Origin of the sequence: Nocardiopsis baichengensis YIM 90130 (assembly GCF_000341205.1) — a bacterium.
GTDB lineage: Bacteria > Actinomycetota > Actinomycetes > Streptosporangiales > Streptosporangiaceae > Nocardiopsis_A > Nocardiopsis_A halophila.
Window position 1 is genome coordinate 142,484 of sequence record NZ_ANAS01000019.1, and the last position, 23,257, is coordinate 165,740.

Consider the following 23,257-nt stretch of genomic DNA (forward strand, 5'->3'; position numbering starts at 1 on the left):
GCCGATGACCGACATCCCCTGGCTGACACTGGGACTGGCACTGCCGGCGCTGGGCGCGCTGGCCGTGGCGCTGGTCCCGCGCGGGGCCCCCGGGCTGGCCAAGCGCATCGCGCTGGGCGTGTCCCTGGGCACGCTGGCGCTGATGGCCGCGATGGCGTCGAACTTCTCCACGGCCGCCGCCGACCGGCTGCAGTTCCAGGAGGTGCACCCCTGGATCCCCCGGTTCGGGATCAACTACGCCCTGGGCGTGGACGGCATCGCGCTGATGCTGATCCTGATGTCGGCGGTGCTGGTGCCGCTGGTGATCCTGGCCGCCTGGCACGAGTGCGACGACGCCGACGACGGGGACAAGGGCTACTTCGGCCTGATCCTGCTCCTGGAAGCGATGATGATCGGCGTCTTCGCGGCGACCGACGTCTTCCTGTTCTACGTCTTCTTCGAGGCCATGCTGATCCCGGTCTACTTCATGATCGGGCGCTACGGGCGGGGCGCCGAGCGGCGCCGGGCCGCGGTCACGTTCCTGCTCTACAGCCTGGCCGGCGGACTGCTGATGCTGGTCGCGGTCATCGGGGTGTACGTCTACGGCGGCACCTTCCTGTGGAGCGACCTGGCCGGCGGCGCGCTGGCCCAGGTCGACCCGGCCGCGGCGCGCTGGCTCTTCCTCGGCTTCTTCATCGCCTTCGCGATCAAGGCGCCGATGTGGCCGCTGCACAGCTGGCTGCCGAGCGCGGCGGCCTCCTCCCGGCCGGGCACCGCGGTGCTGCTGGTCGGGGTGCTGGACAAGGTCGGCACCTACGGCATGCTCCGGTACTGCCTGGAGCTGTTCCCCGGGGCCGCCACCTGGTTCGTGTGGCCGGCGGTGGCGCTGAGCCTGGTCAGCATCGTCTACGGCGCGGTGCTGGCGATCGGGCAGAGCGACATGATGCGGCTGATCGCCTTCACCTCGGTCTCCCACTTCGGGTTCATCACCCTGGGGATCTTCGCGATGACCACCCAGGCCCAGTCCGGTGCGGCCCTGTACATGATCAACCACGGCTTCGCGACCGGGGCGCTGTTCCTGATCGTCGGGTTCCTGCTCGCCCGCCGGGGGTCGGCGGCGATCGGCGACTACCAGGGGGTGCAGAAGGTGGCCCCGGTACTGGCGGGGACCTTCCTGCTGGCCGGGCTCGCCGGGCTGGCGCTGCCCGGGCTGGCGCCGTTCGTCAGCGAGTTCCTGGTGTTCGTCGGCACCTACGCCTTCAACCCGGTCCCGGCGGTCATCGCCGCGGTCGGGGTGGTGCTGGCGGCCCTCTACATCCTGTGGATGTACCAGCGCACCATGACCGGCCCGGTCCCCGAGCGGCTGGCCGGCCTGCGCGACCTCGATGCGCGGGAGGTGGCGGCGATCGCCCCGCTCGCCGCGCTCATCGTGCTGCTGGGCGTCTACCCGCAGCCGATGCTGGACGCCGCCGAGCCCGCGGTGGAGCGCACCATGGTCCAGCTGGACGCCGTCGACCCCGCGCCCGCGGTCGACGGGGCGGGCCCCGTCGCGGGCGGCGAGGAAGGAGCCCACGAGTGATCACCGACGCACCACCGGCCATCGACTACTGGCTGCTCGCCCCGATGCTGACCGTCTTCGGGGCGGGGGTGCTCGCCGTCCTGGTGGAGGCCTTCGCCCCCAAGGCGCGGCGGCGCCCGGTGCAGCTGGGGCTGACCGCGGCCGCGCTGGTCGCGGCGTTCGTGCTGACCGTGCTGCAGGTCGGCTCGGTGCCCGCGGAGGGCACCACGCTGGCCATGGGCGCGGTGGCGGTCGACCGCCCGGCGCTGTTCTTCCAGGGCACGATCCTGGTGATGGCCGCGATCGCGCTGCTGCTGATCGCCGAGCGGCGGGAGGGCGAGGACGCGTTCGCCGCGCAGGCGGCGGCGGTCCCCGGCAGCGAGGAGGAGCGCGCGCACGTGCTCGCCGGCTCCGAGCACACCGAGGTCTACCCCCTGGTGCTGTTCGCGGTGCTGGGCATGCTGCTGTTCCCGGCCGCCAACGACTTCCTCACCCTGTTCATCGCCCTGGAGGTGATGAGCCTCCCGCTGTACCTGCTGTGCGGGCTGGCGCGGCGCCGCCGGCTGTTCTCCCAGGAGGCGGCGGTCAAGTACTTCCTGCTGGGCGCGTTCTCCTCGGCGTTCTTCCTGTTCGGCATCGCGCTGGTGTACGGGTTCTCCGGGACGGTGAACTACGCCGGGGTCGCCGAGGCGGTCCGGGCCGGCGGGGGCGGCGCGTTCGAGGGCGGCGGCGGGGAGCCGCTGCTGCTGCTCGGGATCGCCCTGGTCGGGGCGGGGCTGCTGTTCAAGGTCGGCGCGGTGCCCTTCCACAACTGGAAGCCCGACGTCTACCAGGGGGCGCCCACCCCGATCACCGCGCTGATGGCCTCGGGCACCCTGGTCGCGGCCTTCGGGGCGCTGCTGCGGGTGTTCTTCACCGCCTTCGGGGACACCGCCGAGGCCTGGCGGCCGATGATCTGGGTGGTGGCGATCCTCACCATGGTGCTGGCCGCGGTGGTGGCCGTGACCCAGCGCGACATCAAGCGGCTGCTGGCCTACTCCTCGGTGGTGCACGCCGGGTTCGTGCTGACCGCGGTGGTCGCCGCGGACTCCGCGGGGCTGGCCGGGGCCATGTTCTACCTGGCGGCCTACGGCTTCACCACCGTCGGCGCCTTCGCCGTGGTCACCCTGGTGCGCACGCACGAGGGCGGCCCCGAGGCGGGGGACCTGTCCCGGTGGGCCGGGCTGGGCCGCACCTCCCCGGCGCTGGCCGGCGCCCTGGCGCTGTTCCTGCTGGCCTTCGCCGGCATCCCGCTGACCAGCGGGTTCATCGGCAAGTTCGCGGTGTTCGAGGCGGCGGTGGCCGCCGGCGCGGTGCCGCTGGTGGTGGTCGGCGTGCTCAGCAGCGCGGTGACCGCGTTCTTCTACGTGCGCATCATCGTGCTGATGTACTTCGCCGAACCGTCCGCCGAGGGGACGGTGCACACCGCCCGGGCCGGGGCGCTCACCGGTACCGCGATCGGCGTGGGCGTGGCCGCCACCCTGGTGCTGGGGATCTACCCCACACCGGTCCTGGACCACCTGGTGCCCGAGCCCGGGCAGGAGGCGGTGGCCACCGCCGGGGTCTTCACACGGTGACACCGCTCGGGCGGCGCGGACCCGCCGGTGCCCGGGCGGCGCCGGGGGGTCCGCGCCGCAGGAGGTCACCGGCGGTTCACGGGCGGTGGGTGGCTTTGGCTCTTCAACCCGGGTCCGATAACTTGGCAAGTCGGTCGATGTTCATCCCGAGAGCGCGCGATATGCCGGACCGGCGCCAGGCCGGATCCGGGGTGGTGCGCGCCCCGTTGACGTGTGGAGCTTTCTGGTGAGCGGTGCTGTCCCGAGCGGTTTCCTCGCTCTGCCGAGTATCGACCCGGTGCTCGCCCAAGAGGTCCAGGCCGACCTGGTGCGGGTCGAGGAGACGCTGCGGGACACGGTGGCCGCCAGCGACCCGCTGCTCCGGGAGGCCGCCGCCCACCTGCTGGAGGCGGGGGGCAAGCGGTTCCGGGCGACGCTGGTGCTGCTGTCCGCGCGGTTCGGCGGGGCGGCCGGCAACCCCGAGCTGGTCCCGGCCGCGGCCGTGGTCGAGCTCACCCACGTGGCCACGCTCTACCACGACGACGTGATGGACGAGGCGGAGATGCGCCGCGGCCACACCAGTGCCAACCAGCGCTGGGGCAACTCCGTGGCGATCCTCACCGGGGACTTCGTCTTCGCCCGGGCCTCGGAGATGCTGGCCGACCTGGGCACCGACGCGGTGCGGCTGCAGGCGCAGACCTTCGGGCGCCTGGTGCAGGGGCAGATCCTGGAGACCGCCGGGCCGGCCGAGGGCACCGACCCGCTCGACCACTACATGCAGGTGATCGCGGACAAGACGGCCTCGCTCATCGCCTCCTCGGCGCGGTTCGGCGCGATCTTCGGCAAGGCCGACCCCGACGTGATCGAGGCGCTCACCAGCGCGGGCGAGGCACTGGGCATGGCCTTCCAGCTCTCCGACGACATCCTGGACGTGGCCGGGGACCCCCGCGACTCGGGCAAGACCCCCGGCACCGACCTGCGCGAGGGCGTGCTCACTCTGCCCATGTTCTACGCGCTGCGCGGCACCGACCCCGCCGACGCGCGCCTGCGCTCGCTGCTGGGCCGCCCCTTGGACGAGGAGGAGGCGCACGAGGCGCTGGGGCTGCTGCGCGCGCACACGGCCATGGAGCAGGCGCGCGCGGAGATGCGCGGCTGGGCGGACCGGGCGCGCACCGAGCTGGCCCCGCTGCCCAAGGGTCCGGCGCGGGAGGCGTTCGAGGCGCTGTGCGACTACGTGGTGGAGCGCACGGGCTGAGCCGGTCGAGCGTCCTGAGCGGCCTGTCGCAGAGCCCGCCGGGTCACGCCCCGTCCCCGGGTGCGTAAGGCCCTGGCAATCCCCGGCATGAACCCCCGGTGCGGAGGGAAGCACCGCATCTGACCTGGCAGGACGCCGGGCAGAGGCACCGGGGGGTGGACGCCGTGGCGGACTATTCGGGGGCGCGGCGGCTGGTCGGGAACCGGCTGCTGGACTCCGGCGGCACCGTGGTGGGCCGGATCGGGCAGGTGTTCTTCGACGACCGGACCCGCGAACCGGCCTGGGTGACCGTGCGCACCGGGGTGTTCGGGACCGGGGAGAGCTTCGTCCCGCTGCGCGGGGCGCACGTGGTCGACGAGGGGCTGCAGGTGCCCTTCGACGCCGAGACCGTGCGCAGCGCGCCGAGCTTCGCCGTCGACCGGCACATCTCGGTCGAGCAGGAGGACGCCGTCTTCGCGCACTACGGGCTGGCGCCGGAGGTGCCCGTACCACGAGCGGAGGACCGGCCCCGGGGCCGGCACCGCAAGCCGGACCCGGGGGACGTGGGCGAGGAGCACGTCGATCAGTTGGGCTGAGCGTCGGGCTGGGCGCCGGGTCGGGCGGTCTGCTCCGGCTCGGGCTCGGGCCGCGGGGTGCGCCGGGCGTTGCGGAGCATGTCCGTGGCGAAGACGACGAGGGCGACCCAGACGACCCCGAAGCCGATCCAGCGGCTGAGCGGCAGCGGCTCGTCGAAGACCAGCCAGGCGAAGAGGAACTGCATCACCGGGACGACGAACTGCAGCAGCCCGATCATGCTGAGCGGGATGCGGCGGTTGGCCGCGCCGAAGCACATGAGCGGCACGGCGGTGGCGATGCCGCTGCCCACCAGCAGCAGGGTGTGCGCGGGGGACAGGGAGGCGAAGGTCCCGGCTCCCGACGACTCCAGGTGGACCACGTAGGCCACCGCGGGCAGGAGCATCAGCAGCGTCTCGACGGTGAGGCTCTGCAGGCCGTCGAGCGTGGTGAAGCGCTTGACCAGGCCGTAGGTGGCGAAGGAGAACGCCATCCCGAGCGAGTACCAGGGGACGCCGCCGTAGGCGTAGGTGAGCACCGCGACCGCGACGGCGCCCAGCGCGATGGCGGTCCACTGGGCGGGGCGCAGTCGCTCGGCGAAGACGAGCACCCCCAGCACCACGCTGACCAGGGGGTTGATGAAGTAGCCGAGGGCGGCCTGGGAGGTCTGGCCGGAGTTCACGGCGACGATGAACAGGCCCCAGTTGACGGAGATGACCGCCGCCGCGGCGGTGAGCACGAGCAGCTGCCGCGGGGTGCGCAGCGCCGCCAGCACCGGCCGCCAGCTCCGCCGCAGGGACACGAGCACCCCCACGACCAGCAGGGACCACACCATCCGGTGGGCGAGGATCTCCAGCGGAGCGGAGGGTTCGAGCAGGGGCCAGTAGAGGGTGGTCAGGCCCCACATGAGGTAGGCGCTGGCCCCGAGGAGCACGCCGCGATCGGTCTCGGACACCCCAGCAGAGTAGGGGAAACATCCGATGAGCGGTAGTTAGATCTGCTAACGACCGGCATTAGCCGCGTTGACGGGTGAATTCCCAGGTCGAACGGGGTCTTCCCGGCGAGGGGCGTCACCGTCGTCCGGGCGTCGTCACCCCGGCGCCGACGGCGGCCGAGTAGAGGGGCGACCGCTGACCGTCCGCTCGATTCCGGTGGGCGGTGCCATCGGGCCGTCGACCGTGGCGGTATCACCACTATCGGCGGTCTGACGTGGTGAGACCACCACGATCGATGCCCTCTCCCGGCCGGCAGAAGGGGCGAAGAGGGGGATCGGCCGTACTCCTGCCCCGCGGGGCGGCCCCGGGCAGAGGGAGCGGGACACCACGCCCGATGCCGTGAACCCGAACGGGCCCCGCCGTCCGTTCCGGACGGCGGGGCCCGCAGCGGCGGCCCGAGGCGCGCCCTCAGCCCCCCGGCAGGACCGTGAAGCCGTAGGCCAGGGCGAGGGCCGACAGCACCCCCAGTGCCGCGACCACCAGGGTGTAGTGCACCCGCGCGGCCGGCCCCCACCAGCCGCGTACCCAGGCGGGCACGGCGAGGACCGCCGCCGCGGCCGTCAGCGGGAGCGCCGCCGTCATCGGGGCCGTCAGCAGCGGCGGGTACGGCGGGAAGAGCGCCGTACCCGGGCCGATCCCCTGCAGTACCAGGGCGGCGCCGGAGCCCGCCACCAGGGCGACGGCCAGGGCCGACGCCAGCCCCGCAACGAAGCGTGCGCCGACGGCCAGGGGCGACGCCGCTCCGGCGCGGTGCCCCTGCGACCGGCGGCCCCGGAGGCGGCGCACCGCGGCGCCGACCGGCCACACGAGCGTCGACAGCGCCAGCGCGAGGGAGGCCGCCGCCGCGGCGCCCTGGACCAGGGCGTCGCGGTACCAGGGCACCCGTTCGAAGGCGTTGGACGGGATGTGGTCCATGCCCATGGCCGTGACCCGGCCGTCCTCCTCGATGAAGACCAGCCTGAAGCCCTGCTCGGCGGCGTCGCCCCCGACCGCGTGGAAGACGCCCTCCCCGGCGGGGCGCCACTCCGCCGCCCCGGACAGCGGGTCGACCGTGCGCAGGCGGTCCCCGTGCGCGCTCACCCGGGTCTGCAGGGCGGCGTAGAGCGCCTCGGCGGGTTCGCGGTGGGGGATGCGCGTCATCGAGTAGGTGCCCGCATAGCGCTCCAGTCCGCCGTCCTGCCCCCCGCCTCCGGCCTCCGGCGGCCCGGCGCCGTGGAACCGCTCCAGGTACGCGCGGACGAGGTCGTCCCGGAGGGTGAACATGCCCTCGGAGGTCCCGTCGCCGTTGGCGGCCACGAAGATCCCGGCGCCGTCCTCGGGGACGAGCGCGTACTGGGTGTGCACGCCGGGGCCGTCGCCGCCGTGGCCGATCGCGCGCGGGTCGTCCGTGCGCAGCTCCCACGCCCCGTAGCCGCTCCCGGTCAGGCGCGGATCGTTGGCCGCCTGGCGGCCGAGCATCGCCTCCACCGCGCCGTCGGTGAGCACGTCCCCGCCGGCGGGGCGCTCGCGCAGCAGCTCCAGCATGAAGACCGCCATGTCGGCGGGGGTGGAGAAGGCGCTCCCGGCCGGGGCGCCGTTGATGTACTCGTACTCCAGGCGCTCGCGGCCGTCCTGCCCGGAGCCGTACAGGGCCGGAAGGTCCAGGCGTGCGCCGACCGTGTCGGGTCCGCCGAACGCGGTGTGCTCCATGCCGAGCGGTTCGAAGAGGGTCCGCTCGATGTAGGGGCCGAAGGGCTCCCCGGTCACCTGCTCCACGACCCGGCCGGCCACCACGTAGCCGTAGTTGGAGTATCCGGTGTAGCGGCCCGGCGGGTGGATGCGATCGGGGCGCAGGTCGGCGACGTAGCGGCCGAGCGGGAGGATCTCCGCCTCGGAGGGGGCGCGCAGGCCGTCGAGCTGCTCGGCGAACCCGGCGGTGTGGGTGAGCAGGTGGTGCAGGGTGACCGGCCCGCGGGGGTCGTCCGGGAGCCGTTCGTCCTCGGGCAGGTAGGTGTTGACGTCCGCGTCCAGGTCGACCTCGCCGCGCTCGGCCAGCTCCACGACCGCCGCGGCGGTGAAGGACTTGGCGATCGACGCCGTGGGGAAGGCGGTGCGGCCGGGGTCCACCGGCTCGCCCGCCTCCAGGTCGGCGCCGCCGTAGCCCTCGGCGGCCAGGACCTCCCCGCCGCCGACGACGGAGACGCCGGCGCCGGGGACGCCGTGCTCCTCCATGAGCGCGGGCACGCGCTCGTCGAGGAAGGCGCGCACCTCCTCGGAGTCCGGGGTGTCCGGGGTGTCCGCCCGCGCCTGCACTGCGTCGGCGGGCCCGGCGGGGGCGGTGGACGAGGGGGCCCCGGGCAGCGCGGGGGCCGTGGGGATCGCGACGGCGAGCAGCACCGCGGCCGCCGCCGGTATGCGGAACGGGAAAGGCATCGGGGGCCTCCGGTGGGGGTCGGCGCACGATCGGGGCTCGTTCCCCACGAACGTAGGCACCGGCCCGGGCCCCGGTCAGTGCGCCAGGGGCCCGTCTCCGGGTGGGCCAGGCCCTACCCGCAACCCTGGGGCCAGGGCGAGCGGGCGGATACCGTGGAGGCATGTTCGGGCAGAAGAGCACCATGATCGACCCGGAGCGGGCGCTGCCCGGCCGGGACACACCGATGCCGGTTCCGGAGCGCCACGAGGTCCTGGGGACCCCGCTCGCGCCGCCCTACCCCGAGGGGAGCAGCATCGCCGACTTCGGCATGGGCTGCTTCTGGGGTGTGGAGCGCACGTTCTGGCGGCTGGGCGCCGAGCGCGGCATCATCACCACGGCCGTCGGCTACCAGGGCGGCTACACGCCCAACCCCACCTACGAAGAGGTCTGCTCCGGGCGCACCGGCCACACCGAGGCGGTGCGCGTGGTCTTCGACCCGCGGAAGATCACCTACGAGGAGCTGCTGAAGGTGTTCTGGGAGGGCCACGACCCGACCCAGGGCATGCGCCAGGGCAACGACGTGGGCACCCAGTACCGGTCCATGATCCTGTACCACGACGAGCCCCAGCGCGCGGCGGCCGAGGCGTCCCGCGACGCCTTCCAGCCGGTCCTGACCCGCTCCGGTTACGGCCCCATCACCACCGAGATCGTGGAGGCGGGCCCGTTCTACTTCGCCGAGCCCTTCCACCAGCAGTACCTGAGCGACGCGAAGAACCCCAACGGCTATTGCGGGGTGGGAGGCACGGGCGCCTCCTGCCCGATCGGTGTGGCGCGCACCGACGGGTGAGAGCCGACGCAGGCCCCCGGCGCAACGGTGTCGGGGGCCTGCCGCATGTTCGGCTAGAAGCGCTCGCTTCGGAGGTCCTGGAGGAAGGCCCCCCACTCGCCCACGGGGAACGAGAGGTGCCCGGCGTCCCTGTGCTTGGTGTCGCGGAGGTCGGCACCGTGTGCGTACTCGCGGACTTCGACGCAGTCATTGGTACCGCCGCTGTAGCTGGACTTGTGCCATTCAGCAGACATCGCTAGTCAATCCTCATCATCTCTTCGTGAACCGCCCTCACGGACGCTTCCGGGTCCAATGCCACGCCCTGTAGGGCCGCGAACAGCATGCGACGCCGGGCTACTGCTGTCGAACTCGTGAGGGTCCGTCCTTCTTCTGCGCTCTCTACGTACGCCATGTCGGGGCCATCTCGCATGGTGAGCACTCGGAAGGCCCCGGCGTTGCCGGGGTGCTTTGGGTGGTCTATAGGCACGACTTGAAGTGTCAGACGCTCCCGCTCAGCGAGAGCCGCGACGTATGCCAGCTGCTCTCGCGACGCTTCGGAGCCTCCGTAGCGTCGCTTCAGTAGTGACTCGTCGACGACGAGCCACAGCATAGGCCGCAGGCTTTCCTGCATGCTGTGTGCCCGTTCGACCCGCTCCTTCGTACGGGTGTCGAGTTCGTCCGGAGACATCCACGGGGCGGCATGCCGGATGACGGCGCGGGCGTAGGAGCCTGTCTGCAGATAACTCGGGAACGCCAAGGCCTGGTACTCGTAGACGGCGTCCGCATCCCTGATCGCCGCTGCGATCTCGTCAAGCCACTCGGGCCGTCCGTCCCCGGTGAGGTCGTCCCACACACGGCTCAATCGGCCATCACCGATCGCCTCGTCCAGGGCCGCGCGGAGCTTCTTGGACGGGTCCGCCTTCCCGTTCTCCAGGTTGGAGATCTGCGTCTTGCTGCTCCGGACCCGTCTGGCCAACGCGGCCTGTGTATACCCGGCGTCGTTACGGGCGCGTCGGACTTCGCGACCGTACTTCTCAAGCATGTGCGGCGGAGCGGTGCGCTGCTCGGGGGGCATGCTCATACCACAGCACATCTCCGGTGTCAGCGGAACTTTTTCCCGGAAATTTCAACTCGCAGGGAACGCCGTCGGACCCTGAACAACCCCCTTCACCTCGGATGTTGTCCCGGCGATGCTCTTGAATATGAACACGACCGGCGTCCGAGGTTCCGCCGAATGAACCCGATCACCGATCCCCGGAACAACCCCCGGCACCCCTGCCCGGAGCTGCGGGACGAGTTCACTCCGCGCGGGTGGCTGTTCTTCCGCACCGACGCCCCCTGCGGCCCCGCGACCTATCACGCGGTGTTCTGCCGCCCCGTCCCGCCGAGGTGCGCCCGCCTCCTCGGCTTCCGTGAGCACGCCAAGGGACCGATCCCGCTGCTCCGCCTGCTGGTCCGCGAGCGGGCCGGCGTGATCGAGGCGCACGCCGCTACCTGCGCCCGCTGTGCGTTCGCACTGGCGGCCGCGAAACGCGACGCCGCCCTCGCCCGGTGACGCCCGGAGCCTCACCGACTCGATCCCGGCCCGTGCGGAACGAGGGGGCCGCACGGTCCGCGGGTGCCCCGGTGCACTTCCCCGTACCGGGGCACCCGCAGACCGGCCCGAGCGCCGGGCCCCTCCCGCGACGGGAGGCACTGACCAGCGAATACCCGCGAACGACCGCGCCCCGCGACCGCTCCCACGGCCGGGGAGCGCGCCCGCAGGACACCGAGGAGCCGACGACATGTCCCTCACCACGACGAAGCCCGCCCCGAGCACGACGCGTTGGGGGCGTTCGCCGGAGCACGCCGACGCCCACGCCGCCGCTGCGCGGCTGCAGGCCCGGTACCCGCAGTTGGTGATCTGGTTCGGGGAGACCTCCGGCCGCTTCTACGCGATGGACGCCTCCGGCCTGTATGAGCGCCCGACGCTCGACGCGATCACGATGCTCGTCTGGCAACGCACCAACCGCCCCCGCCCGCGCGGACGGGGGGCGGCACCCCGGACCCCCACCCGGACGAACCCGTGTTGATCTCGGGGAAGTCGGGGTAATACCGGCCGGTACAAGGCCGACTTCCCCGAGATCAACACGACCTGTCCGCGTGGCCTCGTAATTGCGGCCAACGCGAATGACCCGTTCTGCTGGACTCGGAGAGGAATGGGCATGGTCCCGAAGTCGCTCGTGCCCGCTGCGGGCGAGGCGGAGGCTGCAAGGGAGGCGCTGCCGAGGGCCGTCGACGGGCTCTCGGCGCTGACCAGGGAGCTGGGAGTCGACTCACACGGCCTTTATCGCCGTATCGGGTGGTCCGGTGTATCGGGGATGCGTCGTACCGCTCTCGGTAAGGCGTTCGGCGGGCTGTTCGTCAAGGGGGAGCGAGGAGCCGTTCTGCCAGGTGGAGCCGGCGCTCGGTCCTGGCGGTCAGGGGCGGCAGGATGAGTGCGGCCATGCGCAGGGCGGTGGCGCCGCCGTCGTGGGTGTACCGGTCGCCGACCATCAGGGCCTCGCCCGGGCAGGCGCCCACCATGCTCAAGGCCGCTTCGAACAGGCGCAGGTCGGGCTTCTCGGCGCCGTGCTCGTACGACAGCGCGTAGCCGTCGACATGGACGTCGCTGACGACCGCGATCCGGACGCCGGAGGCGCGGGTCCGGGCCAGGAAATCGGGTGCGTCGTCGGCGACCAGCTCGTTGAGCGGGTCGGATTCCACCTCGTACAGGGCCTCGGACAGGTCCGGGTCGAGGCCGGCGTCCGAGAGGACGTCCGTGAACACGCGCCGATGCATTTCGGGATCAGCGTCCATGCCGGGGGTGAGCAGGCGCCTCCCGGCATCTGCTGCGGCGAGGCAGGCTGAGACCGATGCGATGTCCGAAGGGGCCGCCGGTCTCGACGGCAGTCCCAATGCTGCGCCGATCCACTGTTCTTCGGTCAGGGGCACCGCCAGGGTGCCGCGCCAGTCCACCAGTAGCGCCGAGAACATGCCGCCCCGCCCCCCTCCTGGAACGTGATACGTCGCGCACGCTATAGGAGGGGAGCGGGTACGGGGCCGGACGGGCCTGGGGCCCGCCCGGCGGGCGTCCGGGGCTCGTCGAGGGGTCAGACGTCCAGGTTCTCCTCGACGCCCTTGAGGCGGTGGCGGGCCAGGGCGAGGTTGGAGCGGTCGCGGTCCAGCGCCAGGTACAGGAAGAGCCCTTGCCCCTTGCGCCCGGTCAGCGGCCGGATGATGTGGTACTGGGTGGACAGCGTGATCAGGATGTCGTCGATCGCGTCCTGGAGTCCCAGGTCGCTCATGGTCCGCATCTTGGCCCGGACGACCTCGGTGTTGCCGGCCGAGGCGACCGTCAGGTCGAGCTGGGAGGTCGAGCTGAGCGACCCCAGCGGCATCCCGCTGCCGTAATCGACCACCGCGGCGCCGATCGCGCCGTCGATCGCCATCATGTCCTTCAGGCCGGTCTCGATGTTGGGCATCTGCCTCACTCCAATACGTGTTCTCCGGAAAAAGCCCGATAGCCCCGCCTTGTCGCCCAGTGCGGCCAAGCGAGAGGGCAGGGTGTGACGAGGGGAGCGGGTCAAAGGGCCACCGCCTCCTGGGTCGGCGGAACGTCCGCGTTCAGATCCCGAAGACCGTTGAGCACGCGTTCGAGGACGGTCCGATCGTCCATGACCCGTACGGGTGACCCGGGGGAGTGGTCGCGAGCCGTGCGGCGCCGTCGAGGAGGCGCGGGCACCGATGCGGACGCGAGTTCCCGCAGTCGGCGCATGGCGAGGCCGAGGTGGCCCTCGCAGCGATCCATACGGACCTGCACGCACAGATCGCCGTCGTCCAGCGGCGCCACCAGGAGGTGGTGCTCCCGGTCGGTGACCACCAGCTGCTCGATACCGTCTCCGGCGTAGGCGGGGCCCTCCCGGGCCGCTCGGAGCAGAGCGGCAGCCTCCGGGGCGGGTTCCGGGGCCGCGTCGCCCGCGGCCACGATCTCGTGGCCTTCGGAGACCCGGACCAGGCCGACCCGGCTCACCCCGGGGATGGACAGAACCTTCCGCATCCGGTCCTCGATCGCGACCACGGCGCCTCTCCGCGTTCGTGGACATCCGCTACCGCCCGCCTGTGGACGGGCCGTTGCTCTCGTGCATGCCACGACATTAGTGATGTTCCGTTGATACGACCGAGTTTTCCGAGATTTCCGTCATGGGAGTGCGGGTGATCGGTGCATTCCTCGACCCGTCTGGGAGTGCTGGAGGCGAACGCGCCGATTGTCCGTGGAATCAGGCCCTGCTGTTCGGATGAGGGGTTCTTTCGCGCGCATGGAATTCAGGACGTAGGGCCCGTATATCCGATTGTGTGCGCAACCTTCCTCATGGAGAGGTGAAGATCGTCGCCCTTTCCGGCAAGTCGTGCCTGACGTCTCATGGACCCCGACCGTCCCGAGGGGTTTCGGAAACAAGAACCGGGCCGGTTCGATGAGGGAGTGGGATGAGCGGATGTTTCGGGAGGGCTCGGGGAGGTGGGGCGGGGCGGCACGGAGGCCCGTGCCGCCCCGCGCTTCCGACCGCCCTCGGAGGAGCGCCGGTCAGTCGATCTCTTCGCCGTACACCCGCTCGACGCTCATCGTCATCAGGACCCGGCGCTCGGACACCATCACCGACCGGTACTCGTCCCAGTCCGGGTGCTCGCCGGCGGCCCTGCGGTAGTAGTCGACCAGGGCCTCGACCTCCGGCCCGTGCGGGTCGCTCCCGGGGCCGGCCAGCGTCACCGGGCCCTCGGCGGTGCCCCAGGCCCGCCCGTCGGACCGCGTCACCTCCAGCGCCGCCCGCGGGTCCCGGCGCAGGTTCGCCGTCTTCGCCCGGCCCTCGGTCATCGACACCTGCAGCGTGCCGGCCTCCCGGTCGTAGTACGGCATCACGGGGGAGAGCTGCGGAAGGCCGTCCGCCTTGATCGTGGCGAGGACGCCGAGCCTGCTCTGCGCCAGCAGCCCGTGCGGGTCGAATCCGGCCGTGTCCTGCTTTTGGGCGGTCACATCTGCTCCCTTGACGTCGGTCCCCGATGACAGCATCCTCGACCTTCATACCGGTGTGAAGGTCAAGGAGGACCGGCGTGTTGATCGGAGAGCTGAGCCGCCGCACCGGGGTCCGGCCGCACCTGCTGCGCTACTACGAGGCCCAGGGCCTGCTGGACCCGGACCGCACCGGCGGCGGCTACCGCGCGTACGGGGAGGACGCCGTCACGCGGGTCGTCCAGATCCGCAGGCTCCTGGACGCGGGCCTGTCGACCCAGGACATCACCTTCATCCTGCCCTGCGCCACCGGGGCCGCCCCCGACCTGGCCCCCTGCCGCGAGCTCGTGGACGCCCTGCACGCCCGCCTCGACGACATCGAGGGCCGCATCGCGACCCTCACCCGCTCCCGGACGGCGCTGCGCGCCTACATCGAGGCCGCCGAGAGCCGGATCCCCGCGTCCGGGCCCGCCGCCCCCGCCTGAGCCGGACACGCGAAAGGCCCGCGCACGGAGGTGTGCGCGGGCCCAGGCGGTCGGCCGCGAAGGGGGCTGCCGGTCCTCCTACTGCCCGTACCCCGGGTACTGCTGGCCGTAGCCCTGCTGGGGCTGCTGCCCGTAACCCGGGTACTGCTGCGGCTGCTGGCCGTACCCGTAGCCCTGCTGGGGCTGCTGCCCGTAGCCCGGGTACTGCTGCTGGCCGTAGCCCTGCTGGGGCTGCTGCCCGTACTGCTGCTGGTAGGCCTGCTGCTGTCCGGTCTGGTACTGGTAGGCCGCGTAGGGGTCCTGCGGCTGCCCCCCGGTGGGGTGCTGCTGGTAGGCCTGCTGCTGTCCGGTGTGCTGCTGGGCGGCCTCCGGGGCCTGCTCCTCGGCGGCGGCCGCCGCCTTCCGGCCGCCGGAGCCGGCCGGGCGGAACAGGCACAGGTGCAGCGCCTCGCCCTCCGAGCCGGTGACCGGGGTCATCTGGTCGAGGTGCCAGCCGGCCTCCTCGATCCCTTCAAGGATGCGGGTCAGCCCCGGCCGGACCTTGCTGGAGCCCTCGTCGAACCCGCCGACGTCCAGCTGGACGATGAACATCCGGCGGTTCTGCTGCGCCGCCACCTTGGCGTGCTCGACGACGGTGCTGTCTCTGACGACCTGCGTGACGCTCATGGAATGAACCGTACCTATCTGCTCTGCCTGCTCTGCCCTCGCGGCGCTGCGGAGCAAGAGGTCCGCGGGGCCGTCCGCGTCCGCCCCATCATGCCGCCTGGGGGTCCGCTCTGGCCAGAAGGGCCCGGAAGCGGCCGAACAGGCCGGAACCGGCCGGTCCGGCCGCTCCCGGACACACGGCGCCGCACACGGCACGCCGGACACGCGGGACCGGATCGCGGGGCCGGACACACCGCGTCCGGGCCGGGCCGCCCGGTCAGGCCAGAGCGGCCTCCACCGCCTCGGGGACGGGGTCGTCGCCGCCGACCAGTTCGAGCGTGCGGCCGACGGACGCCGTCGAGGCCGGCTCGGCCAGCAGCGCCGCCAGCACCTCGGCGACGTCGTCCCGCGGCACCTCGGCCTTGTCCACCGACGCGGCCAGGCGGACCCGCCCGGTGCCCGGCTCGTCGGTCAGCCGCCCCGGCCGCAGGATCGTCCAGTCCAACGCCTCCGAGCGTTCCCGCAGGTCGGCGTCGGCGTCCCGCTTGGCCTCCACATAGGCCGCCCACACCGGATCCGACCCCGGGGCCGGACCGTCGTCCACGCCGATCGCCGACACCATCACATAGCGCCGCACACCGGCCAGCGAGGCCGCGTCCGCCAGCAGCGCCGCGGCCGCCCGGTCCACCGTCCCCTTGCGCTCGGCGCCGCTGCCCGGACCGGCTCCGGCGGCGAACACCACCGCGTCGGCGTCCATCACCTTCTCCGAGAGCTCGGTCACGGTGGCCTTCTCCAGGTCGGCCACGACCGGCTCGGCACCGGCCGCCCGCACGTCGTCGGCCTGCCCCGGGTCGCGGATCAGGGCCACGGGAGTGTCGCCGCGCGCCGAGAGCAGCCGCTCCAGGCGCAGCGCGATCTTGCCGTGGCCACCGGCAATCACAATTCGCATAGGGGCAGGCTACGCCGCCCGGCGGGCCCAGGAGGGAAGGATCGGCCGCCCCGCCGGGGTGCGCCGCCTCACGCCGCCGCGCCGCCGCACCGTCACTGCGGCTGCGTGCCCTTGGGCTCGTCGCCGGTGCCCAGCTCCTCCCGCAGGATCCTCTTGAGCAGCTTGCCGCTGGCGTTGCGCGGCAGGTCCTCCACCAGGTGCACCTGCTTGGGCACCTTGAACCCGGCCAGGTGCCGCCGGGTGAACGCGATCAGCTCGTCCCCGGCGACCCGCGCCCGCGGCACCACCACCGCGGTCACCGCCTCGCCCCACCTGTCGTCCGGCAGCGCGATCACCGCCGCCTCGGCCACCGAGGGGTGCCGGTAGAGCACCTCCTCCACCTCGCGGGAGGCCACCAGCACCCCGCCGGTGTTGATCACGTCCTTGACCCGGTCGACCACGGTGAAGTACCCGTCGGCGTCGCGCCGGGCCAGGTCGCCGGAGTGGAACCAGCCGCCGCGGAAGGCCTCGGCGGTCTCCTCCGGCTTGTCCCAGTACCCCTCGCACAGCTGCGGGGAGCGGTAGACCACCTCCCCGGTCTCGCCGGGCCCGGCCTCGCCGCCGTCCTCCAGCACCACCCGCGCCTCCACGTTCAGCACCGGCCGCCCGCACGAGCCCATCCGCGCCGGGACGTGCTCCTCGGGCCGCAGCACCGTGGCCAGCGGCCCGATCTCGCTCTGCCCGAAGCAGTTGTAGAAGCCGATCCCCGGCTGCCGGCGGCGGATGTCCTCCAGCACCGGCACCGGCATCGCCGCCGCGCCGTAGTACCCCTTGGCCAGCGTCGACAGGTCGCGGGCGTCGAAGTCGGGATGGTCGCGCAGCGCCAGCCACACGGTCGGCGGGGCGAAGAAGGAGGTCGCCCGCTCCTCTTCGATCCTGCGCAGCACGTCGCCGGGGTCGGGGGACTCGGCGAGCGTGTTGCGCGCCCCCGCGGCCAGCCCCGGCATCAGGAAGACGTGCATCTGCGCCGAGTGGTAGAGCGGGAGCGCGTGCAGGATCCGGTCGTCCTCGCCGATGTCGAGGGCGTGCAGGCAGCTGGCGTACTCGTGCACCAGCGCCCGGTGGGTCAGCATCGCCCCCTTGGGGGAGGAGGTGGTGCCCGAGGTGTAGAGCAGCTGGGCCAGGTCGGTGTCGGAGACCTCGGTCACCGGTCCGGTGGGGGCGTGCGGGTCGCGGGCCACCTCCAGCACCGACTCCAGGGCCCCGCGCAGGGCCAGCACGTCCCGGGCCGGGACGGAGGGGCGCACCTCTTCCACCCGGCCGGCCAGCCGGGGGTCGGCCAGCACCACGATCGAGGAGGACTGCGAGAGCACGTAGGCCAGCTCCTCGCGGCGCAGCGCCGGGTTGACCGGCACGTGCACCAGCCCCGCCCGCGCGCAGCCCAGGAAGGCCAGCACGTAGGCGTCGGAGTTGCCGCCGAAGGCGGCGACCCGGTCGCCCCGGGTCAGCCCCAGTCCCAGCAGCCAGGCGGCCACCCGGCTCGCCCCCCGGTCCAGTTCGGCGTAGCTCCAGTTCCGGCCGCCGAACCGCAGCGCGGTCCCCTCCGGGGTGCGCGCCGCCGCGCGCCTGACGACCCCGTCGACCGTGCTCGCCGTGACCGCGGCTTCCCGCTCCATCGCGCCTCCCGCTGCCCTCACCCGCGTGATGTACCTCACCACGGTAGGTGCGGGCGGGCGGGTTCGCCAGCAGAGCGCGGACCCCGCCGGGCGCACGGCCGCCCGGCGGGGTCCGGCGGGGTCCGGACCGGGGCGGTTCAGCCCCGGTGCGGCGCCCCGGGCCTCACTCCACGGTCCAGGTGTCGCCGCTGGCCAGGAGGGCCCCCAGGTCCCCCTCGCCCTGCGCCGAGCGGGCCTCGGCCACCTGCTCGTTCATCAGGGCGTCGTAGGCGGGCCTGCGGACGTCCCGGAACACCCCGATCGGGACATGCTCGAACGCCGGGAGGTCCAGCCGGGACAGCGCGAAGGCGTACCCGGGGTCCTCGCGGTGCGCGTCGTGCCGCAGCACCGCGTCCTCGCCGACCTCCTCCACGTCGACCGTGCGCAGTCCGCCGAAGCCGTCGGAGACCACGCCGCGCCCGCCCGTGGTGAGCGGCTCGCCGTGCTCCAGCCGCAGCAGCCGCAGGTCCCGCTCGGCGGGGTCCTTCAGCGGCTCGAACGCGTCGTCGTTGAAGATCGGGCAGTTCTGGTAGATCTCCACGAACGACGACCCCTCGTGCGCGGCGGCCGCGCGCAGCACCGAGGTCAGGTGCTTGCGGTCGGAGTCGACCGTGCGCGCTACGAACGAGGCCTCCGCCCCCAGCGCCAGCGACACCGGGTTGAACGGGGAGTCCAGCGACCCCATCGGCGAGGACTTGGTCACCATGCCCGGCTCGGAGGTGGGCGAGTACTGGCCCTTGGTCAGCCCGTAGATGCGGTTGTTGAACAGCAGGATGTTGACGTTGACGTTGCGCCGCAGCGCGTGGATCAGGTGGTTGCCGCCGATCGACAGCCCGTCGCCGTCGCCGGTGACCACCCAGACCGACAGGTCCGGGCGGGAGGCGGCCAGCCCGGTGGCGATCGCCGGCGCCCGGCCGTGGATCGAGTGCATCCCGTAGGTGCTCAGGTAGTAGGGGAACCGGGAGGAGCACCCGATGCCCGAGACGATGACCACGTTCTCCCGCGGCACCCCCAGCTCGGGCAGGAACCCCTGGAAGGCGGCGAGGATCGCGTAGTCCCCGCACCCGGGGCACCAGCGCACCTCCTGGTCGGACTTGAAGTCCTTGGCCTTGTACTCCTGCTGCGCCGACGGCACCAGCGCCAGCCCGGGGAAGGAGGGGGCGGCGGAGCCGTTCGCGGCGGATCCGTTCTCACTCGGCACGATCGATGACCTCCTGGATGACGCCCGCCAGCTCCTCGGCCTTGAACGGCAGGCCCCGCACCTTGTTGTAGCCCGTGATGTCGGCGCCGAAGCGGCCGCGCAGCAGCAGCGAGAGCTGGCCCAGGTTGATCTCGGGCACCAGCACCCGGTCGTAGCGCTCCAGCGCCTCGCCCAGGCCGGGCGGGAAGGGGTTGAGGTGGCGCAGGTGGGCCTGGGCGACCTTGCCGCCGGCGCGGCGCACCCGGCGCACGCCTGCGGCGATCGACCCGTAGGTGCCGCCCCAGCCGAGCACCAGCACGCGGGCGTCGCCCGAGGGGTCGTCCACCTCCAGCGGGTCCAGGCCGCGGGCGATCGCGTCCACCTTGCCCTGGCGCGAGCGCACCATCAGGTCGTGGTTGGCGGGGCTGTAGGAGATGTCGCCGCGGCCGTCGCTCTTCTCGATGCCGCCGATGCGGTGCTCCAGCCCGGGGGTGCCCGGCACCGCCCAGGGGCGCGCCAGCGTCTCGGGGTCGCGCCGGTAGGGCAGGAACTCCCCGCCGTCGTCCCCGGGCCCCTCGGCGAACTCGACGGAGAGGTCCGGAAGGGAGGCCACGTCCGGGATGCGCCAGGGCTCGGACCCGTTGGCCAGGTAGCCGTCGGAGAGCACGATCACCGGCGTGCGGTAGGCGGTGGCGATGCGCGCCGCCTCCACCGCGATGTCGAAGCAGTCCGCGGGCGAGCGCGGCGCCAGCACCGGCACCGGCGACTCGCCGTTGCGGCCGTACAGCGCCAGCATCAGGTCGGCCTGCTCGGTCTTGGTGGGCATGCCGGTGCTGGGCCCGGCCCGCTGCACGTCCACCACGATCAGCGGCAGCTCGGTCATCACCGCCAGGCCCAGGGTCTCGCCCTTGAGCACCATGCCCGGCCCGGAGGTGGTGGTCACGCCCAGCGACCCGCCGAAGGCGGCGCCCAGGGCGGCGCCCACCCCGGCGATCTCGTCCTCGGCCTGGAAGGTGCGCACGCCGAAGCGCTTGTGCCGGGAGAGCTCGTGCAGGATGTCGGAGGCCGGGGTGATGGGGTAGGAGCCCAGGAACAGCGGCAGCCCGGTCAGCCGGGAGGCGGCCACCAGCCCGTAGGAGATCGCCAGGTTCCCGGTGATGTTCCGGTAGGTGCCCGGGGGCAGCGAGGCCGGCTTGACCTCGTAGGACACGGCGAAGTCCTCGGTGGTCTCGCCGAAGTTCCACCCGGCCTGGAACGCCGCGAGGTTGGCGGCGAGGATCTCCGGCTTGCCCGCGAACTTGGACTTCAAAAAGCCCTGCGTGCCCTCGGTGGGCCGGTTGTACATCCAGGACAGCAGGCCCAGGGCGAACATGTTCTTGGCCCGCTGGGCGTCCTTCTTGGAGACGTCGAACTCCTCGACGGCCTTGACCGTCATCGACGTCAGCGGGACCCGGCTCACCTTGTACGACTCCAGCGACCCGTCCTCCAACGGGTCGGACCCGTAGCCGACCTTGGCCAGGCTGCGCTTGGTGAACTCGTCGGTGTTGGCGATGATCGTGGCGCCCCGGGGCAGGTCCTCCACGTTGGCCTTGAGCGCGGCCGGGTTCATCGCCACCAGCACGTCGGGGGCGTCACCGGGGGTCATGATGTCGTGGTCGGCGAAGTGGAGCTGGAAGCTCGACACGCCGGGCAGGGTTCCGGCAGGGGCGCGGATCTCCGCCGGGAAGTTGGGAAGGGTGGAAAGGTCGTTCCCGAACGACGCCGTCTCCTGGGTGAAGCGATCGCCCGTCAGCTGCATCCCGTCGCCGGAGTCTCCCGCGAACCGGATGATGACGCGATCGACACGTTGGACCTTCTTGGTCACTGAGATCGCCGACCTCCTCGACGAGCCCCCGCGGGCGCGCGGAGGCTCAGGTTGCCTCGGCCCTCGCCGCCAGACTACGCACCGCACCGCTCGCCGAGCGGCCGCGTGGTGGCCGGCGCAGGGCCCCAACGGTTGCCAATGGGATCAGTGGGGACCTGATGGGCGGCGCCTGGCGGGCGCCGCTGGGTGAGGGCCGGGCCCACACCCCCTTTCCGGGAACGGCCGCGCCGCCCCTCGGCGGCGCCCCCGTGCCGGGGTCAGGGGCGACACAGGGCGCTTTCCACCCGTGCCAGGTCGACGTGGCGCCGACCGGTCAGCAGGGCACCGGGGAGGCGGTGCGGAGTGATTACGGCCACGTCCGCCACTATAGGCCTCCGGCCCGGCGCGCGCGGCGGGCGGGGGCGGGCCGATCAGGTCGGCGCCGCCCCGGGCCCGGTCGGCGGGGTCGCGGCGCCGGACGGGAACGGACCGGCGGGGCCCACACGTTCCTATCGGTGGACGGGCCCGCGAAGCGCGGCCCGGCCGGGAGGACTGTCGGGCGGACGAAGGAGGGCGGGACCGCCGTGCACCCCAATCCGATCCGGGCCCTCGCCCTGCTCGCCGGACTGGCGGCCCTGATCGTGCTCGCCGGATGGGTGTGCGCCGGCCACGAGGGGGTGCGCGCCGCGGCGGTGGTCGTGCTCGGGGTGACCGGGCTGGTCTGCTTCTTCGGCGACTCGCTGGCGCTGCGTGCGATGCGGGCCCGGCCGGTGGGCGAATTCGAGCAGCCCGAACTGCACCGGGTGGTGCGCGACCTGGCCACCCGGGCGCGCCAGCCGATGCCCCGGCTCTACCTGTCGCCCACGGCGGCGCCCAACGCCTTCGCGGTGGGGCGCGGCCCGCGCTCGGCGGGGATCTGCTGCACCACCGGCCTGCTGCGGCTGCTGGACGACCGGGAGCTGCGCGCGGTGGTCGCGCACGAGCTGGCCCACGTGCGCACCCGGGACACCCTGGTCTCGGCGGTGGCGGTGGGGCTGGCCACGATCATCACCTCGCTGACCGCGCTGGCGCTGCTGCTGCCGCTGGACGACGGCGACGACGAGGGGCCCGGACTGCTCGAGGGGCTGCTCTTCCTGGTGCTGGGGCCGCTGGCGGCGACGGTGATCCACGCCGGGGTCGGGCGCCGCCGGGAGTTCCGCGCCGACGAGGCGGCGGCCCGGCTCACCGGCGACCCGCTGGCGCTGGCATCGGCCCTGCGCAAGATCGAGGCGGGGGCGCGCACCCACCCGCTGCCGACCGAGCGCCGGCTGCTGGCCGCGGGTCACCAGATGATCGCCAACCCGTTCCCCAAGCGGGGGATGTGCCGACTGTTCGACGCCCACCCTCCCGCGGCGGAGCGCATCCGCCGCCTGCGCGCGCTGGAGGAGGAGTGGCGCCTGGAGTGAGGGGCGCGGCGGCCGTCCACCGGCCGCCGCGTACCGCGCCTCGGGGCTCCGCCGGCTCTAGCGGTAGTTGATGAACTGGATCGCCAGGTCGAAGTCCTTCTCCTTGACCAGCTGCATGACGGCCTGGAGGTCGTCCTTCTTCTTGCCGCTCACCCGCAGCTCGTCGCCCTGGATCTGCGCCTTGACGCCCTTGGGGCCCTCGTCGCGGATGAGCTTGGAGATCTTCTTGGCGTCGTCGGAGGAGATGCCCTCCTTCAGGGCGACCGGCAGGCGGTACTCCTTGCCCGAGGCCTTGGGCTTCTCGGGGACGTCCAGGACCTTCAGGGAGACCTTGCGCTTGATCAGCTTCTCCTTGAACACGTCCAGGGCGGCCGTGACGCGCTCCTCGGAGTTGGCCCTGACCTCGATGCCCTGCTCGCCGGACCAGGCGAGGGAGGCGTTGGTGCCCCTGAAGTCGAAGCGCTGGGACAGCTCCTTCTCGGCCTGCTTCAGCGCGTTGTCGACCTCCTGCCGGTCGAGCTTGGAGACGATGTCGAAACTGGATTCAGCGGCCACGTGCGCTCACACTCTCGGGGTTCGGGTCGGTTCCGGCAGGCGGCCGCGGTCCCGGGCCGGGCCGGCCGCGGCGGCACAGAGCTTACCGATTCGCGAGCGCGCCGCTTGTCCGCTATTCTCTTTCACGTCGCCGCGCCCCGACGAGGGCGCAGCACTCCCAGGCAGGTTGCCCGAGTGGCCAAAGGGAGCGGTCTGTAAAACCGCCGGCTCAGCCTACGCAGGTTCGAACCCTGCACCTGCCACCCACGGAGAACGCCCCCTGACCAGCGTGAGCGCGGTCAGG

24 protein-coding genes and 1 tRNA gene are annotated in these 23,257 nt (G+C 72.7%); 10 read left to right on the plus strand and 15 right to left on the minus strand.

All coding sequences use genetic code 11. The features are described 5' to 3' along the window. Positions 1-4: 4 nt before the first annotated feature. The 4 genes from C892_RS0115870 to C892_RS0115885 all read left to right on the plus strand — a co-directional run bounded on the left by C892_RS0115870 (position 5) and on the right by C892_RS0115885 (position 4,962). Positions 5-1,558: an NADH-quinone oxidoreductase subunit M gene (locus C892_RS0115870; protein ID WP_017558002.1), complete on the plus strand. Its 1,554-nt coding sequence runs from the start codon at positions 5-7 to the stop codon at positions 1,556-1,558. Continuing rightward, positions 1,555-3,153 carry an NADH-quinone oxidoreductase subunit NuoN gene (gene nuoN, locus C892_RS0115875; RefSeq protein ID WP_017558003.1) on the plus strand — a complete coding sequence of 533 codons (1,599 nt, stop codon included), beginning with the start codon at positions 1,555-1,557 and terminating at the stop codon, positions 3,151-3,153. Before C892_RS0115870 ends, nuoN begins: the two co-directional genes overlap by 4 nt. Positions 3,154-3,379: 226 nt before the next feature. Continuing rightward, positions 3,380-4,387, plus strand: a complete 1,008-nt coding sequence (locus C892_RS0115880) for a polyprenyl synthetase family protein (protein WP_026124395.1) — start codon at positions 3,380-3,382, stop codon at positions 4,385-4,387. A 98-nt stretch (positions 4,388-4,485) separates the two neighbouring features. Then, entirely contained in the window at positions 4,486-4,962 is a 477-nt protein-coding gene (locus tag C892_RS0115885) for a PRC-barrel domain-containing protein (RefSeq protein WP_239647407.1), read from the plus strand. Here C892_RS0115885 and rarD read toward each other — a convergent pair. Together rarD and C892_RS0115895 are read right to left on the minus strand one after the other, a co-directional pair. Further along, positions 4,950-5,894, minus strand: a complete 945-nt coding sequence (gene rarD / locus C892_RS0115890) for an EamA family transporter RarD (protein ID WP_017558006.1) — start codon at positions 5,892-5,894, stop codon at positions 4,950-4,952. The two genes, C892_RS0115885 and rarD, sit on opposite strands and share 13 nt — an antisense overlap. A gap of 448 nt (positions 5,895-6,342) precedes the next feature. Next, positions 6,343-8,346: a serine hydrolase domain-containing protein gene (locus tag C892_RS0115895; protein WP_017558007.1), complete on the minus strand. Its 2,004-nt coding sequence runs from the start codon at positions 8,344-8,346 to the stop codon at positions 6,343-6,345. A gap of 161 nt (positions 8,347-8,507) precedes the next feature. Between C892_RS0115895 and msrA the strand changes: the two genes are divergently transcribed. Continuing rightward, positions 8,508-9,173 (plus strand): peptide-methionine (S)-S-oxide reductase MsrA, encoded by a 666-nt coding sequence (gene msrA, locus C892_RS0115900; protein WP_017558008.1) that lies wholly within the window; start codon positions 8,508-8,510, stop codon positions 9,171-9,173. A 53-nt stretch (positions 9,174-9,226) separates the two neighbouring features. Here msrA and C892_RS0115905 read toward each other — a convergent pair whose 3' ends face one another. Then, the gene (locus tag C892_RS0115905; protein ID WP_017558009.1) at positions 9,227-9,406 is read right to left on the minus strand and encodes a DUF397 domain-containing protein; all 180 of its coding nucleotides are present in this window, start codon (positions 9,404-9,406) and stop codon (positions 9,227-9,229) included. A gap of 2 nt (positions 9,407-9,408) precedes the next feature. After that, positions 9,409-10,233 carry a helix-turn-helix domain-containing protein gene (locus C892_RS0115910; RefSeq protein ID WP_017558010.1) on the minus strand — a complete coding sequence of 275 codons (825 nt, stop codon included), beginning with the start codon at positions 10,231-10,233 and terminating at the stop codon, positions 9,409-9,411. Positions 10,234-10,386: 153 nt separating this feature from the next. Between C892_RS0115910 and C892_RS0115915 the strand changes: the two genes are divergently transcribed. Next, entirely contained in the window at positions 10,387-10,707 is a 321-nt protein-coding gene (locus C892_RS0115915) for a hypothetical protein (RefSeq protein WP_017558011.1), read from the plus strand. Between the two features lie 229 nt (positions 10,708-10,936). After that, on the plus strand, positions 10,937-11,224 hold the full coding sequence (locus tag C892_RS29040) for a hypothetical protein (protein WP_017558012.1): 288 nt from the start codon (positions 10,937-10,939) through the stop codon (positions 11,222-11,224). A gap of 331 nt (positions 11,225-11,555) precedes the next feature. On the opposite strand, the gene C892_RS29045 is transcribed toward C892_RS29040, so the two are convergent. From C892_RS29045 to C892_RS0115940, 4 genes are all read right to left on the minus strand, one after another. Beyond that, entirely contained in the window at positions 11,556-12,167 is a 612-nt protein-coding gene (locus C892_RS29045) for an HAD family hydrolase (RefSeq protein ID WP_338040864.1), read from the minus strand. A gap of 116 nt (positions 12,168-12,283) precedes the next feature. Then, positions 12,284-12,655 carry a hypothetical protein gene (locus C892_RS0115930; RefSeq protein WP_017558014.1) on the minus strand — a complete coding sequence of 124 codons (372 nt, stop codon included), beginning with the start codon at positions 12,653-12,655 and terminating at the stop codon, positions 12,284-12,286. Positions 12,656-12,756: 101 nt separating this feature from the next. Continuing rightward, positions 12,757-13,251, minus strand: a complete 495-nt coding sequence (locus tag C892_RS0115935) for a hypothetical protein (protein ID WP_017558015.1) — start codon at positions 13,249-13,251, stop codon at positions 12,757-12,759. A 504-nt stretch (positions 13,252-13,755) separates the two neighbouring features. Further along, positions 13,756-14,202 carry a PPOX class F420-dependent oxidoreductase gene (locus C892_RS0115940; RefSeq protein WP_017558016.1) on the minus strand — a complete coding sequence of 149 codons (447 nt, stop codon included), beginning with the start codon at positions 14,200-14,202 and terminating at the stop codon, positions 13,756-13,758. A 77-nt stretch (positions 14,203-14,279) separates the two neighbouring features. Here C892_RS0115940 and C892_RS0115945 point away from each other — a divergent pair, with 77 nt between their 5' ends. Continuing rightward, entirely contained in the window at positions 14,280-14,663 is a 384-nt protein-coding gene (locus C892_RS0115945; RefSeq protein WP_017558017.1) for a MerR family transcriptional regulator, read from the plus strand. A gap of 78 nt (positions 14,664-14,741) precedes the next feature. On the opposite strand, the gene C892_RS0115950 is transcribed toward C892_RS0115945, so the two are convergent. From C892_RS0115950 to C892_RS32795, 6 genes are all read right to left on the minus strand, one after another. Further along, positions 14,742-15,329, minus strand: coding sequence for a hypothetical protein (locus C892_RS0115950; protein WP_017538066.1), 588 nt, complete (start codon positions 15,327-15,329; stop codon positions 14,742-14,744). Positions 15,330-15,585: 256 nt separating this feature from the next. After that, on the minus strand, positions 15,586-16,257 hold the full coding sequence (locus tag C892_RS0115955) for an NAD(P)H-binding protein (protein WP_026124396.1): 672 nt from the start codon (positions 16,255-16,257) through the stop codon (positions 15,586-15,588). Positions 16,258-16,349: 92 nt separating this feature from the next. After that, positions 16,350-17,912: a fatty acyl-CoA synthetase gene (locus C892_RS0115960; RefSeq protein ID WP_017558018.1), complete on the minus strand. Its 1,563-nt coding sequence runs from the start codon at positions 17,910-17,912 to the stop codon at positions 16,350-16,352. Between the two features lie 163 nt (positions 17,913-18,075). Continuing rightward, positions 18,076-19,152, minus strand: coding sequence for a 2-oxoacid:ferredoxin oxidoreductase subunit beta (locus tag C892_RS0115965; protein WP_017558019.1), 1,077 nt, complete (start codon positions 19,150-19,152; stop codon positions 18,076-18,078). After that, positions 19,142-20,995 (minus strand): 2-oxoacid:acceptor oxidoreductase subunit alpha, encoded by a 1,854-nt coding sequence (locus tag C892_RS0115970; protein ID WP_017558020.1) that lies wholly within the window; start codon positions 20,993-20,995, stop codon positions 19,142-19,144. Before C892_RS0115970 ends, C892_RS0115965 begins: the two co-directional genes overlap by 11 nt. Before the next feature lie 257 nt (positions 20,996-21,252). Beyond that, a complete protein-coding gene (locus C892_RS32795; RefSeq protein ID WP_394296677.1) occupies positions 21,253-21,360 on the minus strand; it encodes a putative leader peptide in 108 nt (35 codons plus the stop codon). 198 nt (positions 21,361-21,558) lie between these two features. Here C892_RS32795 and C892_RS0115975 point away from each other — a divergent pair, with 198 nt between their 5' ends. Further along, positions 21,559-22,419, plus strand: a complete 861-nt coding sequence (locus C892_RS0115975; RefSeq protein ID WP_017558021.1) for a M48 family metalloprotease — start codon at positions 21,559-21,561, stop codon at positions 22,417-22,419. Positions 22,420-22,476: 57 nt separating this feature from the next. On the opposite strand, the gene C892_RS0115980 is transcribed toward C892_RS0115975, so the two are convergent. Further along, on the minus strand, positions 22,477-22,974 hold the full coding sequence (locus tag C892_RS0115980) for a YajQ family cyclic di-GMP-binding protein (RefSeq protein WP_017558022.1): 498 nt from the start codon (positions 22,972-22,974) through the stop codon (positions 22,477-22,479). 160 nt (positions 22,975-23,134) lie between these two features. Between C892_RS0115980 and C892_RS0115985 the strand changes: the two genes are divergently transcribed. Beyond that, positions 23,135-23,216 (plus strand) — tRNA-Tyr (locus C892_RS0115985). Positions 23,217-23,257 lie beyond the last annotated feature (41 nt).

Coding starts and splice junctions, on each gene's coding strand:
- C892_RS29045 (WP_338040864.1), bottom strand. CDS start 12,167: ATGTTCTCGGCGCTACTGGTGGACTGGCGCGGCACCCTGGCGGTGCCC.
- C892_RS0115915 (WP_017558011.1), top strand. CDS start 10,387: ATGAACCCGATCACCGATCCCCGGAACAACCCCCGGCACCCCTGCCCG.
- C892_RS0115960 (WP_017558018.1), bottom strand. CDS start 17,912: ATGGAGCGGGAAGCCGCGGTCACGGCGAGCACGGTCGACGGGGTCGTC.
- C892_RS0115950 (WP_017538066.1), bottom strand. CDS start 15,329: ATGAGCGTCACGCAGGTCGTCAGAGACAGCACCGTCGTCGAGCACGCC.
- C892_RS0115955 (WP_026124396.1), bottom strand. CDS start 16,257: ATGCGAATTGTGATTGCCGGTGGCCACGGCAAGATCGCGCTGCGCCTG.
- C892_RS0115870 (WP_017558002.1), top strand. CDS start 5: ATGACCGACATCCCCTGGCTGACACTGGGACTGGCACTGCCGGCGCTG.
- msrA (WP_017558008.1), top strand. CDS start 8,508: ATGTTCGGGCAGAAGAGCACCATGATCGACCCGGAGCGGGCGCTGCCC.
- C892_RS0115895 (WP_017558007.1), bottom strand. CDS start 8,346: ATGCCTTTCCCGTTCCGCATACCGGCGGCGGCCGCGGTGCTGCTCGCC.
- C892_RS0115930 (WP_017558014.1), bottom strand. CDS start 12,655: ATGCCCAACATCGAGACCGGCCTGAAGGACATGATGGCGATCGACGGC.
- C892_RS0115910 (WP_017558010.1), bottom strand. CDS start 10,233: ATGAGCATGCCCCCCGAGCAGCGCACCGCTCCGCCGCACATGCTTGAG.
- C892_RS29040 (WP_017558012.1), top strand. CDS start 10,937: ATGTCCCTCACCACGACGAAGCCCGCCCCGAGCACGACGCGTTGGGGG.
- C892_RS0115905 (WP_017558009.1), bottom strand. CDS start 9,406: ATGTCTGCTGAATGGCACAAGTCCAGCTACAGCGGCGGTACCAATGAC.